General features: G+C 62.7%; 13 protein-coding genes and 3 pseudogenes. 10 read left to right on the plus strand and 6 right to left on the minus strand.

Features of this window, described 5'->3' with window-relative positions:
- Positions 1–125 (plus strand): annotated as a pseudogene (locus tag BVER_RS32790) (IS5/IS1182 family transposase); the annotation flags it as partial.
- Positions 126–321: 196 nt separating this feature from the next.
- Here the strand turns inward: BVER_RS32790 and BVER_RS36665 are convergent.
- The 3 genes and pseudogenes from BVER_RS36665 to BVER_RS36675 all read right to left on the minus strand — a co-directional run.
- Positions 322–462: a hypothetical protein gene (locus BVER_RS36665; RefSeq protein ID WP_502255033.1), complete on the minus strand. Its 141-nt coding sequence runs from the start codon at positions 460–462 to the stop codon at positions 322–324.
- A gap of 42 nt (positions 463–504) precedes the next feature.
- Positions 505–663, minus strand: coding sequence for a hypothetical protein (locus tag BVER_RS36670; RefSeq protein WP_502255034.1), 159 nt, complete (start codon positions 661–663; stop codon positions 505–507).
- Positions 664–1,320: 657 nt separating this feature from the next.
- Positions 1,321–1,476 (minus strand): annotated as a pseudogene (locus BVER_RS36675) (CppA family protein); the annotation flags it as partial.
- 415 nt (positions 1,477–1,891) lie between these two features.
- On the opposite strand from BVER_RS36675, the gene BVER_RS23215 reads away from it, so the two are divergent.
- The 9 genes from BVER_RS23215 to BVER_RS23255 all read left to right on the plus strand — a co-directional run bounded on the left by BVER_RS23215 (position 1,892) and on the right by BVER_RS23255 (position 10,674).
- Positions 1,892–2,167 carry a type II toxin-antitoxin system ParD family antitoxin gene (locus tag BVER_RS23215; RefSeq protein WP_050455288.1) on the plus strand — a complete coding sequence of 92 codons (276 nt, stop codon included), beginning with the start codon at positions 1,892–1,894 and terminating at the stop codon, positions 2,165–2,167.
- Positions 2,164–2,481 carry a type II toxin-antitoxin system RelE/ParE family toxin gene (locus BVER_RS23220; RefSeq protein WP_050455289.1) on the plus strand — a complete coding sequence of 106 codons (318 nt, stop codon included), beginning with the start codon at positions 2,164–2,166 and terminating at the stop codon, positions 2,479–2,481. The genes BVER_RS23215 and BVER_RS23220 overlap by 4 nt, the downstream gene beginning before the upstream one ends.
- A gap of 117 nt (positions 2,482–2,598) precedes the next feature.
- Complete coding sequence (locus BVER_RS23225; protein WP_050455298.1) at positions 2,599–3,855, plus strand: PDDEXK family nuclease; 1,257 nt, start codon at positions 2,599–2,601, stop codon at positions 3,853–3,855.
- Between the two features lie 122 nt (positions 3,856–3,977).
- Complete coding sequence (locus BVER_RS23230; RefSeq protein ID WP_050455290.1) at positions 3,978–5,648, plus strand: site-specific integrase; 1,671 nt, start codon at positions 3,978–3,980, stop codon at positions 5,646–5,648.
- 16 nt (positions 5,649–5,664) lie between these two features.
- Positions 5,665–5,949, plus strand: a complete 285-nt coding sequence (locus BVER_RS23235; RefSeq protein ID WP_050455291.1) for a hypothetical protein — start codon at positions 5,665–5,667, stop codon at positions 5,947–5,949.
- A 201-nt stretch (positions 5,950–6,150) separates the two neighbouring features.
- Positions 6,151–7,938: an HsdM family class I SAM-dependent methyltransferase gene (locus BVER_RS23240; RefSeq protein WP_050455292.1), complete on the plus strand. Its 1,788-nt coding sequence runs from the start codon at positions 6,151–6,153 to the stop codon at positions 7,936–7,938.
- Positions 7,935–9,011 carry a BsuBI/PstI family type II restriction endonuclease gene (locus tag BVER_RS23245; RefSeq protein WP_050455293.1) on the plus strand — a complete coding sequence of 359 codons (1,077 nt, stop codon included), beginning with the start codon at positions 7,935–7,937 and terminating at the stop codon, positions 9,009–9,011. The genes BVER_RS23240 and BVER_RS23245 overlap by 4 nt, the downstream gene beginning before the upstream one ends.
- A 216-nt stretch (positions 9,012–9,227) precedes the next feature.
- Positions 9,228–10,187 carry an SOS response-associated peptidase family protein gene (locus BVER_RS23250; protein ID WP_050455294.1) on the plus strand — a complete coding sequence of 320 codons (960 nt, stop codon included), beginning with the start codon at positions 9,228–9,230 and terminating at the stop codon, positions 10,185–10,187.
- Complete coding sequence (locus BVER_RS23255; RefSeq protein ID WP_157056183.1) at positions 10,177–10,674, plus strand: transcriptional regulator fis family protein; 498 nt, start codon at positions 10,177–10,179, stop codon at positions 10,672–10,674. The genes BVER_RS23250 and BVER_RS23255 overlap by 11 nt, the downstream gene beginning before the upstream one ends.
- Positions 10,675–10,727: 53 nt before the next feature.
- Here the strand turns inward: BVER_RS23255 and BVER_RS23260 are convergent, their stop codons facing one another.
- The 3 genes and pseudogenes from BVER_RS23260 to BVER_RS34450 all read right to left on the minus strand — a co-directional run.
- The gene (locus tag BVER_RS23260) at positions 10,728–11,009 is read right to left on the minus strand and encodes a hypothetical protein (protein WP_050455296.1); all 282 of its coding nucleotides are present in this window, start codon (positions 11,007–11,009) and stop codon (positions 10,728–10,730) included.
- Positions 11,006–11,386: a DUF2778 domain-containing protein gene (locus BVER_RS30535; RefSeq protein WP_050455297.1), complete on the minus strand. Its 381-nt coding sequence runs from the start codon at positions 11,384–11,386 to the stop codon at positions 11,006–11,008. Before BVER_RS30535 ends, BVER_RS23260 begins: the two co-directional genes overlap by 4 nt.
- Positions 11,387–11,394: 8 nt before the next feature.
- Positions 11,395–11,526 (minus strand): annotated as a pseudogene (locus BVER_RS34450) (LysR family transcriptional regulator); the annotation flags it as partial.
- Positions 11,527–11,652 lie beyond the last annotated feature (126 nt).

Below are 11,652 nucleotides of genomic sequence, written 5' to 3' on the forward strand. Positions count from 1 at the left end.
TCTTTAAGCGTATCAAGCATTTTCGTCGCGTCGCCACTCGATATGACAAACTCGCCCACAGCTACCTCACCTTTGTCTCCATCGTGTCTGCCTTCGGGCCGCTCTTAAATGTGAACAGGACCTAGTCGAAGAGGGGTGAGATTTGGTAGCTACTGCATAGCTATCCGATAGCTACCAGATATATTTTTTGGTTGGTAGCTATCGGATAGCTGAAGCCACCCAGCTTGGTTCGATTTCCAGTCCAGTAGCGCGACGGCGGCCGCACGGGATTTCGTCTCAGGATCGCATTCTGGCGAGCAGTGCGCGAGAATCGTGTCGCATTCACACCTGACAGGAACCGCCATGCCCGCCATTGCCGCTGCATGGGGCACGCTCCGCGCGAGCCTTGACCAGCACTTCACGTTCGCCAAGATCAAGAACGTTGTCGGGCTCGCCGGGCTCGATCTCACGCTGCTGGCCCATCTCCAGCAGAAGCCGGAAAGAGGGGCGACCAAGGACCAACTGCTATCGGCGATCGATGGCTCGATTGGGCAGCTGGACCCCGAGGCACGCGCGCGCTTCGTTGTTCTGGTCGCGGAGGAAATGCTCACGCGCGAGCCGGCGCTGCAATCCCGCCTGACGGACCAGCTGGCCCGGCATGGTTGGGGGCTGGTAGATCATCATCTGATACCTCTTGAGCTGTTCGACCCTACAGCGCTTGCCGAATTGCCCGATGTGCCCCGTACCGATCTGGTGAAAGCCGTCCAGCGCTTTCGCGATGGTAACCTAGGCGGCACCATTTCGGCGGCCTGCGGGGCGGTGGACGCTGCGGTCGCGAGCGTACTAGGCGAACACGGCCGCTCGTTCCAGGAGGGCTGCAATCGGGCGCGGGCGACGGTCGATCTCGACGGTCCGCTGAACGGACTCGGCTGGGACGCTGAAACCGTGAAGCAGTTCGCAGGTAATTTCCGCGGTGCACTCAACCAGGGGGCCTTTGTGATGCAGACGCTGCGCTCGAGGATGGGAGACGTACACGGTACCAAGCCCGTGCTCAAGCCACTGGTCTTCGACGCTCTGAAATGGGCTGAGCTGTTCGTTCGCACGCTTACGGTTCACTGAGGCGTTGCGTTGTAGTGCTGCGCGTGGCCCTGCGCCGAAAATCGCACCCGCCCATTCGACTTCGCATGCCCGGCGGCGCCGAGGTCCCGCGCGGGTTGACCGGCCAGAGGACGGCGCAGTGCCGCGCTGCGCGAGAATGGCGCGGATCCGAGCAAGGTGCAGGTCGGCAACCGGACTGGCCGGTCCAGTGCCCGTGGCGCGCGATCGTGCCGGCGGCCAGACGCCCAGGTAGCGGCACAGCGCAGAGACGTAGAGGGGCCGGCCAGCGCCGGCGAGCCACCGGGCCGCGGCCGTCACGCGGGTGCGGCCCACGTGGGCCTGCAGCCAGGCGAACGCGTGCCGGTCATCGTCGTTGAGCAGTCGCACGAGCGGGTCCATTGGAAGCCTCACTGTGTAAACGTACAGATGTATATTTATACATATTCGACTCGCGCGCAAGCGGCATCGACTGGCGCGACGACCGGCAAGCGGCGGCGCGGACGGTGGCCGAAGGGGGAGGGCGGCGCGTGCGGCCGGTGCCGGCCGCCGTTTCGCGTTGCCGTGAGGTCACTGGGTGCCCGCCGTGCGGGCTGCGCAGGCGGTGCCGGCAGCGCGTCGGCGGGCGGATTATGGCTGGAACAGAGGAGGGTGGCGAAACTGTCCTTATCTGATAACTGCTGTTATCAGATAAGGTTTTAATCGTTAGAATATCGGGAAGTCGCATTACGTCACACTTTTCGGCGGTCCCGTCCGTCAACTTGCCCGGTAAGCGCCCGGCGAGTAGGATTAAATCCTGTTGAGCAGGAGAACTGTCATGCGCACTACCCAGCAGATGAGCATCACGCTGCCGAACGAAATGGCCGATCTCGTGCGAGCCAAGGTCGCCAGCGGCGAGTACGCGTCTGAAAGCGAAGTCATTCGCGACGGACTGCGCTCGCTCGCCGCGCGCGATCGTGCCGTCGAGTCCTGGCTGATGCATCAGGTGCTGCCGGCCGCCGACGCGCTCGAGGCCGATCCGCGGCGCGGCCTGTCGGTCGAAGAGGTGCGCGCGCAGCTGCGTCGCCGGCGCGGCGTCACTGACCAGGCATGACGTACCGCGTCCAGTTCGCGCCCGAGGCGCTTGAGCAACTCGCCACGCTTGAGGCGTACATTGCCGTGGCAGGCGTGCCCGAGACGGCCGCGCAATACGTCGACGCGATCGTGGATTTCTGCGTGTCGCTCGCGACGTTCCCTGAAAGGGGCGTTTCCCGTGCCGACCTGCTGCCGGGTCTGCGCATCACCCACTACCGCAAGCGTGCCGTGATCGCGTTTCGCGTGACAGACGACATCGTGTCCGTACTGGGCGTCTACTACGGCGGCCAGGACTACGAGACCCGCTTGCTGGACGAACAAGACCCGCACTGAGACGGTAGCGATCGTGTCCAGCAGCTGACTTGGCAGCCGCCGCGAACTGACAGTGCAACGGCGTGCGGCGGGTGTACGCAGCCCCCAGCGCTGCAATCTGAAACGGGAGTGGAGAACATGGCGCTGTACGAGATCGCGGGCGACGGACTGAAGCCAGTCGCACAGAAGACGTTCACCGACACGGGCATGCTCGAACGTAACATCCAGCGCGCCGTGCGCACGCACATCGCGGCGATCACGCCGGGCGTGAAGACCATGGTGCTGGCCGAGGAGTTCGGCGACTGGGTTGGCGCCAACCGACGGATTGATCTGCTGTGCCTCGACGCGCAGGCCCAGCTTGTGGTGGTGGAACTGAAGCGCGAAGATGGCGCGCACATGGAACTGCAGGCCTTGCGGTATGCCGCGATGGTCTCGACCATGCGGTTCGATCAGGCGGTGGAGGCGCACCGTAAGTACCTGCAGTCGACTGGCTCCACCGCGGATGCCGAGCAGGCAATCCGGGAGTTCCTTGAGCAGGAAGAGGGGCCGGTGGCCCTGTCAGAAACTGTCCGGATCGTGCTTGCGGCGTCCGACTTCCCGCAGGAACTGACAACCACCGTGCTGTGGCTGAACAAGCAGGGGCTTGATCTGAGATGCGTCCAGATGCGGCCGCACCTGTTCGAGAATCGCGTGCTGGTGGACATCCAGCAGGTTATCCCGCTACCTGAGGCCGAGCAGTACCAGGTGGCCGTCCGGGAAAAGTCGATGGAACAGGCGGCGGCAGCTCGCGCATCGGAGCGCGACATGACGCGCTATGACCTGACCATCGGCGATGCCGTTTATACCAACCTGCCCAAGCGTCGCCTGATTTATGAAATTGTCGCCGAGGCGATCCGGCGTGGCATCTCGATCAGGCAGATCATGGACGCCATGCCCTGGAAGGGTAACGTCTTTCTATCGGTGGACGGCGAGTTCAACGAACAGCAGCTGGAGGCAGCTTTTCCGGGGAAGCGTCTGCGAAATTACACGTCGGACGAAGACCTGTTCCACGCCGACGGGAAAACCTACGCATTCACCACGCAGTGGGGCTCCCAGACGCTCCGCGCGATCGGAAACGTGCTCGCACTCATGCCGAACGCAACGGAGATCAACTATGAGCCGACGGCTGGCATTGCCGACGAAATCAGCTACGGCGAGTACGTCGTTCGCCAGCGTGAGAGTGGTGCCATCGAGGTTGAGCACCAGGGCGTAAGTGTCCAGCCAGTCAAACCGGCATTGCGCATCATCGCCCAGCAGTTGAATGTGTCGCTGCAAAACGGTAACGGGAATGACCTGAACACCCGGCATCTAGGTGCTCAGGTGATCGATGCCATTCGTGCGAGACGAGCGGAGTAGCGGAGCGCAGATGACAAGCACAGAGTCCCCGGACGTGGCTAACCAGCCTCAGCAGCTGACCCGGCTACCACCGCAAACCTTCACGCGGACCGATTTCGCGGCGCTGCGCGCGCGTACAGGGCGTGCCGCTTCATACGATCGCGCGGCTCTACTACGATCCCGAGTCGTCACCGCAGGCCACGACGACTGAACTCCTCGAGCGGTACCTGCGCGACATGCGCGACGAGCTCGTGCGGCTCGCGGAACACGGGGTAGGCCTGTGGTTCCGGCCGCTCATTGCAAAGCGCCTGGCCGGCGAGGGGATCCGCACGCTGGGCGAGCTCGTCGCCCGGTGCAACACCCACGGCGGCACGTGGTGGCGATCGGTGCCGCGGATCGGTCCGTACCACGCGCGCACGATCGTCGCCTGGCTGCGCCGGCACGAGGCGTCGATCGGCGTCGCGCTCGAGGCGGACATCGACACGCGCGAGCTTGTACCTGCAGCTGGATCCGCGATCGTGATCGGCGGCCCGCCCGAGCGGCCGCACCTCGCGTCGTTCGAGCGTATGGCGGTGCCGGCGAATCTGTCAGGCGGGGAGGGCACGCACGGCGGCCGCCGCGGCGACAACCGCGCGACCGGCTTTGCCTACATCCGCGCGCCACACGATCTCGCTGCCCTGCACGCGTGGCTGCACCGGTATCGCGACCGGCCGGCGACACTGCGTGCCTACACGCGCGAGGTCGAACGGTTCGTGCTGTGGGCCGTGATCGTGCGCGGCGCGGCTGTGTCGTCGGTGACCGTCGAGGACTGCGAGGCCTACAAGGATTTTCTCGCTGTGCCGACGCCGGCGTTCACTGGCCCGCGTCGATCGCGCACGGGCGTCCGGTGGAGGCCGTTCACCGGTGCGCTGTCGGTCGACAGCCAGGCGTACGCGGTGCGCGTGCTGCGTGCGGCGTTCGCCTGGCTCGTCGATGTGCGGTATCTGGCCGGCAACCCGTGGCACGCCGTGCAGGATCCGGCCACGATCGTGCGCGAAACGCCGATTGCCGTGCATCGCGCGTTGCCCGCGCGGCTGTGGGCAGTGTTGCGCGCCGAGCTCCAGCAGCTGGCCGACGGCGAGACCGATGTTGCCCGCCAATGGCGGATTGCCCGTGCCGCAATCCTGTTAATGGGCGACTCGGGTCCGCGTCGAGGTGAGGTGGCGGCAGCGCGACGCGAGGGCGTGCGGTTGGACACGCAGGGCGTCGCGTCAGGCCAGCCGCCGATGTGGACGCTGTCCGTCACAGGTAAGGGCCGTCGCGCGCGCACGATGCCGCTCAGTCCGGCAACTGTTGAGGCGCTGCGCGAGCACTGGCGTGATCGTGGCCGTGACTTCGATGCGACGGACGCAGCCGGGCCACTGATCGTGACACTCGTGACACTCGCGACGCGCAGCGGCCGCGAAAAACTCGAACGCCATGCAGAGGGTGACGCGCCGTATCAGGTCGACGCGCTGGGCGTGCTCGTTCGATCGGCGTCGCGCCGCCTCGTTCGCCGGCTCGCCACGCACAATGCCGTCACGGCTGCCGAGCTCAAGCAGCTGGCCGGTGCATCGGCTCACGCGTTCCGGCATACGTTCGGCACGCAGGCTGCAGCGTGCGCAATGCCGACGGATGTTGTGCAGGCCATTCTTGGCCACGCGTCACTGCAGACGACGTCGATCTATGTGCGCGCCGAGCAGCGGCGCATGCTCGAGGCCGCAGCCCAGTACTACGCAGACAGTCGGTTAGAAGAACCGTTGCGGAACGAATCGCAGCGGAATCACACTCAATGAGGAGCCAAGGGGCGCCATGACTATCGTAGACAACGTAGCTGTGTGGGACATTCTTCAGGAAGCGCGCAGCAAGCTGGAAGCAATGGGGATGCATTCCTCCACCAATACGAATCTGCTTCCAATGGGAACCTCTCTCGCACTGCATGTCGGAGAGTCCGTCCAGGATCTAGCCTCAGGATACGTGGCCATAGCGTTCGGTGGCGGCGACGCAAATGCCGTCGATACCGCTCGTCAGTTTGAGGTCGAAGTGGCCAGCTTCATTGCTGATCGGGGCGAGGTTGATCGAGAACACCATGCCTGACCCGGCCGTTGCGGATTCGTTGCGCCTCGCGAGCAAGGCTGAAAGTGCCCGACGCCCACAAACGGATCATTCCGAACCCTTGCCTGGCGGGGCTCCGGATATCCGATCAGTCGGCAAGCGCCCGCTCCGACGGCAAAATTCCAGTGGTGACAGCGAAGCGCTACAATCCCGTCAAACTTTGAACCATCACCAACACCAACAATGTCCAACCCAGCCCGAGAGACGTGGGTAGACCCTGCTGTCGATCCGCTCACGCGGTACGCCGCGTGCAAGGCGATGGCGCGGGGATACGCGGAATCACGCAAGACCGAAAAGACCAGGGTATCGCACGCGCGAGCGTTCTGTACCGCCGTCATCGTCAGCTATTGGGCGACGTTGTGCAAACGGCATAAGACCGCGATGAAGGTGCGGCCTATGCCATTGGCGGCTCCGACCCTTGCAATCGACGTACAGCGCACCGCCCAGGGTATCGGCAGTCTCATCGCCGAGTTCCCGGTTGAAGATGCCGGCTACCTCATCGGATCGATCTACACGGTCATGCTGCCGACGGCGTTGCGCTCCCAGCTCGGCGCGTACTACACGCCACCGCCTTTGGTCACACGCCTGCTTGATCTTGCCGAACAGGCGGGCTTCGATTTCACGCACGGTACGGCCATCGACCCAGCGTGTGGCGGGGGCGCGTTCCTCGCTCCTGTCGCGCTGCGCATGTGGCAGCGAGACAAAGGCGCTTCGCCAGAATGGACGTTCAGGCGTATCGCGAAGCGGCTCCGTGGAGTTGAGATCGACCCATTCGCAGCGTGGATGACCAGGGTGTTGCTCGAAGCAGCCCTGATGCCGCTCTGCATCGCCGCCAAGCGTCGCTTGCCGGATCTGGTCACGGTCGCCGATGCGCTACGGCCTGAGGATTTCGGAGCCTTTGACCTGGTGATTGGCAACCCGCCCTATGGGCGCGTGACGCTGGATGAGCCGATGCGAAACCATTACGCGCGCTCGCTCTACGGTCACGCCAACCTGTACGGGCTCTTTACAGACCTGGCCTTGCGGCTCGCAAAGCCCGACGGCGTTGTCGCCTACTTGACGCCAACCTCGTTCCTAGGCGGGCAATACTTCAAGGCGCTGCGCCAACTTCTCACGGACGAGATGAATCCCGTGGCGCTCGACTTTGTCGCCGACCGCGACGGAGTGTTCGATGACGTTCTGCAGGAAACGTTGCTGACGGCGTACACGCGAAAGCGGCACGACGCCGCACCGGTTGTTTCCACCCTTGTTCCGAAGGGGTTGAATGCGGCAAAGGTCGAGCGCATCGGTGCCGTCTCGCTCACTGCTACCGGCGATCCGTGGTTGCTCCCGAGAACCGCCGCCGACGCCTCGTTTCTCACGGCGATCGCGAGCATGCGTACTAGGCTCTCTGACTTGGGGTACACCGTTTCTACGGGGCCGTTGGTCTGGAATCGCCACAAGGCACAGTTGCGCACTGAGGCCATCGACGGCGCGTTGCCGCTGATCTGGGCGGAGTCTGTTACACCCAAAGGCTTCGTTTTCAGCGCGGACCGTCGAAATCACGTGCCGTTCATCGCCGTCCATGACGATCAACCGCATCTGATCGTCAGAAAATCCTGCGTACTTGTTCAGCGCACGACCTCGAAGGAGCAGAATCGCCGCCTGCTTGCAGCGCTCTTGCCGCAGCCGTACCTCGACAAGACCGGCGGTGCTGTTGTGGAAAACCACCTGAACATGGTCGTTGCACCGTCGATCGACATTGCGCGGGTTAAACCGAGCACTATCGAGGCGCTGCTGAGCACGGAAGCGGTGGACCGCGCTTTCCGTTGCATCAGCGGGAGCGTGGCGGTGTCAGCCTACGAGTTGAACGCTTTACCGCTGCCCAGCATCAATCAATTGATTGCTTTGGAAGAACTTATCGACAAGGCTGGCTCGAAGCGGGACATCGAGCGCGCTGTAGCCGGATACTACGGGATCGTTAGACCGTGACGCTTTGCGCCATTCCACCAATCAATATCATCACAGAGCGTTTGCCGCATATTTTTCCCGAGGGCACCGAGCACCGCAACTACGTGGTGCGCGAAATGGCTGCGCGGACGATTTATGCCATGTTCTACGTGGGGGCCGTCGAAGGGGCTGATGAATGGATACGCCCCAGCCAGGTCACGGACATGACCGACGAGCAGGCAGCGAAGACTGATGAGGAGAGTCGTCGAGCTTGGGTCGCAAACTCCATGTCTACGAAAAAGGCCCGGCCCGTCAATGCCTGGTATGCAGCTAACAGCCGCGAGCCGGTTCGGGACGAGACCATACGAACGGGCCTCATTCCTTGTCGCGCCGTTGTCGAGCGCATGGGAATTCCCACCACTTCGGCAAAACCAAAGTACGCACTGAACGCCGAGTTTGCAGCGTTGTTCAATCCGAACTTGACGGGTGACGGCCTGCAGGTAGCCATCGAGGCGTGGCAAGCGGCCCATCTCTCAAAGGCGGCAATGTCGCGCCTGCGACTGATGAAACAGGGCGCGACTGCGGCCAAGGATGCTGTATCGGTGACGTTCCCGAACGGCGAGATTCGGTCGCTCTCCCCAGGGCCATCGAGCGTGATCGCGAAGGCTGTCATTGAAGTTTTCGCGCCACGCTTCCTGAAGCAGCCGACCGTGCTTTGGCTTTCTGAGTCAGGCAATAAAGTCGTCGCACGCGATGAGAAACTGGCGAATGCGCTGGGCCTGAAGATCGACGCGACGAAGGCGCTTCCCGACATCATCCTTGTTGATTTGGGAGCTGACGCTGGTGGCAAGGACATGCTCGTAGTGTTCACGGAAGTGGTTGCGTCGGACGGTCCTATCAACCGAGAACGCAAGGTAGCGCTGACCTCGATGGCGTTGGAGGCCGGATTTGACGAACGGCACCTTGCATTTCTGACCGCGTACCTGGATAGGTCAGGTCAGCCGTTCCGAAAAAGCATCTCGGAACTCGCGTGGGGCTCATACGCTTGGTGCGCGTCAGAGCCCGAGCACCTCATGGAACTCTGGGCCGGCGATTCGCGAAAGCTCATCAACTAAGCGTGCGTACGCCCGGACCGCCATCTGGCATGGCTTCGGCATGATCTTGCGTTTATGAGCGTCGGGTACTTTCAGCCAATGACGTAATCGGGTTACGCGAGCCGCCAGCGCGGCCGCGATGATGCAGTCAGTGAGCGCTCGATTCGCCGTCCATAGTTGCGTCTGTCCACCGGGAATCCCAGCGCGCTATCATGGGTTCGGCGAACGGAGGCGTACATGTGTTACTCAACACAGATCAAGGCGGAATACAACAAGTACGTCCGGATGTTCGGCGCGCAGATGAGTCTCCGCGAGTTCGCCGAGCTCTACTGGGAGCGTGAACAGGGCAGGGCGATCAAGATTCCGAAGGCCGTCGACGCGATGTTTGCGGAGGTCCAGTCGGACGACGCCCACCGGATCCGGGAGATGATCGAACGGTTCAACGCCAGCCAGGCGCCGCTGCTTGAACAGGAGCTTTTCAAGCAGCGTGCGCGGCTCGCCGACGCTGAACGTACGCTGCAGGGGAAGACGACGAAGGCCGCGACGGAGAGCAAGCGCATTGCGACTGACAAGATAGCGACCGCGCTGCGCCGACTCGAGGACCTGCGACGTGTCGAGCTGAAGGATCGCGACGCGCGGATCTTTCCAGGGCACTACGCGCCCGTCATCGTGATGGAAAACGGCCAGCGTGTCGTGAAGCCGATGCGTTATCAGTGCCGGCCTGCAGGCAAGCCCGCGTTCTACGACACCAGGTATCCGGGCACGTACAACGCCAGGCGTGGCAATCTCGAAGGCTTCTGGAAGGGAGTTTTTGGGTATTCGCACGGACTTATCGTCGCGAATGCGTTCTATGAAAATGTGAAACGACATCGCCTTGAAGGGCGCGAGCTCGCCGACGGCGAGCAGGAGCAGAACGTTGTACTCGAATTCAGGTCGGACTCGGGAGAAGATATGTTCGTCGCCTGCCTCTGGTCGCGTTGGGAGGGGAAGGGCGAGCCGGATCTGTTGTCATTCGCCGCTATCACGGACGAGCCGCCGGCGGAGATTGCTGCGGCTGGTCACGATCGCTGCATCATTCCGATTCGGCCGGAGAACGTCGACGCATGGCTCAATCCTGAGCCCGGCAACCTGACAGCGCTGTACGCCATCCTCGACGATTGCGCGCGGCTGTACTATCTGCATCGACTTGCAGCATGAACACAGTTGGACACGGGCGGCCAGTGAGCCGGCATTGCCGAATCAAACAACACTCTCCATGCCTGGAAAGAAACATCGCAGTACACCACAGCTTGTCGCACGCCGGCGCTCGAAGGCCCTGTTCTTGCCGATCGGCCGGGAACAGGCGGACGAAATGGTCATGGCCTACCGCGTTGCGCTTGAGGCCGTGCGTGCGGGCCACGGCGACGGCAAGCTGCTGCGCCGTCTGTATTCGATGGTGCTGCTCACGAGGTACATCACGGAGGCTGGACATGGGGAGCTCGAACTCTCTGTGCTCGAGGCGGGTGAGGGTGTGCTTGTGAAGATCTGCGAGCGCGGTGACGCTGGCGGAGACTGGGCGGTGGATGCCGCGACGATTGAACTGCTTTCGTGCATCGTCAACGAGCACGACCGCCAGATGCGGGAAACCCGTCTGCAGGTATTGCTTGATGCAAGCAACCGACTCGACCGACTGATTGCGGGTTAATGACTGTTGAGGGGCCGCGGCAGCTGTGCCTCAGGTGAAATCGTCGACGCCCGTCAATGAGGCGCGGTGCGATGTGCTTTGACGCGAGCCAGCAGCCCGACTGACAGCCAGACGAGCGCGGCCGCGGCGATGAAACTCAGTACGAGCATCACGCCCGCAACGACGCTTTCTTCGCCCTCGACGCCGAATACACCGAACAGCCGAAACAGCGGATGCAGCAGTGCAAAGCCCGCGTCGCTGTACAGAAAGCCAGCGATGAAATAGAGCCTGGTGAGCACGAGGAAGACCGGGATTGTCAGCAGCGCGGCCAACGACAGACGCAGGATCGCTTTCATCGCACCGTTACCGTTCCGTAGTAGGGGATGCTTGTGCCGGGAATCATTTTCGCGTCCTGCGACAGCAGCCACGCGCGCAGGTTGTCGAACTGCGTCGGATTCACGAGCGTAATGCAGCCATCGCTCACGCCGAACCTGCCATTCGGGTGCAGCCTGAAGTTGCCGCGCTTCACGCCCTTTATGAACATATAGTCGCTCACCACCTTGTCGTTGCGGTACAGCGCAAACCAGTTGTCGCGATGCACATCGGACGCGCGATCCTTGATGTAGTCCCACAGCCACCCAAGTCTGCCGCCGCTCTGGCGCGCGACGATGAAGTAAGTTCCAGCCGGAATCGGCCCCGAACCCGCCACGGCAGTCGCGTCCGGGTTGTCCACATAAGCGGCTCTAGGAACATCCGGCCAGCGCGCGTTAGCCGGGTATCTTGTGTGGTGCGGTCGAATTGCGTTGCTCCGAGGTGCTCCTCCAACTCCTTGATGGTGCGCGACAACGCGGATTGATCGACGTGCAAGCGATCATGGGTAGTGTGCAGAATGATGTGCAAAAACGCTGAGGCGGCAGGAGCGCAGAGGCAGGGGTGGCCGTGGTGTAAGTTGATGAATGTCCAGTTCGTCAACCTGCCCTCGGGAGGGCTTACGCCATG

Origin of the sequence: Candidatus Burkholderia verschuerenii (assembly GCF_001189365.1) — a bacterium.
Taxonomy (GTDB): Bacteria; Pseudomonadota; Gammaproteobacteria; order Burkholderiales; family Burkholderiaceae; genus Caballeronia; species Caballeronia verschuerenii.

Excerpts from the sequence above, each read along its gene's own strand:
- BVER_RS23215 (WP_050455288.1), top strand. The coding sequence starts at position 1,892 with ATGCGCACTACCCAGCAGATGAGCATCACGCTGCCGAACGAAATGGCC.
- BVER_RS23250 (WP_050455294.1), top strand. The coding sequence starts at position 9,228 with ATGTGTTACTCAACACAGATCAAGGCGGAATACAACAAGTACGTCCGG.
- BVER_RS23260 (WP_050455296.1), bottom strand. The coding sequence starts at position 11,009 with ATGAAAGCGATCCTGCGTCTGTCGTTGGCCGCGCTGCTGACAATCCCG.
- BVER_RS23225 (WP_050455298.1), top strand. The coding sequence starts at position 2,599 with ATGGCGCTGTACGAGATCGCGGGCGACGGACTGAAGCCAGTCGCACAG.
- BVER_RS23235 (WP_050455291.1), top strand. The coding sequence starts at position 5,665 with ATGACTATCGTAGACAACGTAGCTGTGTGGGACATTCTTCAGGAAGCG.
- BVER_RS23240 (WP_050455292.1), top strand. The coding sequence starts at position 6,151 with ATGTCCAACCCAGCCCGAGAGACGTGGGTAGACCCTGCTGTCGATCCG.
- BVER_RS36670 (WP_502255034.1), bottom strand. The coding sequence starts at position 663 with ATGATGATCTACCAGCCCCCAACCATGCCGGGCCAGCTGGTCCGTCAG.
- BVER_RS36665 (WP_502255033.1), bottom strand. The coding sequence starts at position 462 with ATGGGCCAGCAGCGTGAGATCGAGCCCGGCGAGCCCGACAACGTTCTT.
- BVER_RS23220 (WP_050455289.1), top strand. The coding sequence starts at position 2,164 with ATGACGTACCGCGTCCAGTTCGCGCCCGAGGCGCTTGAGCAACTCGCC.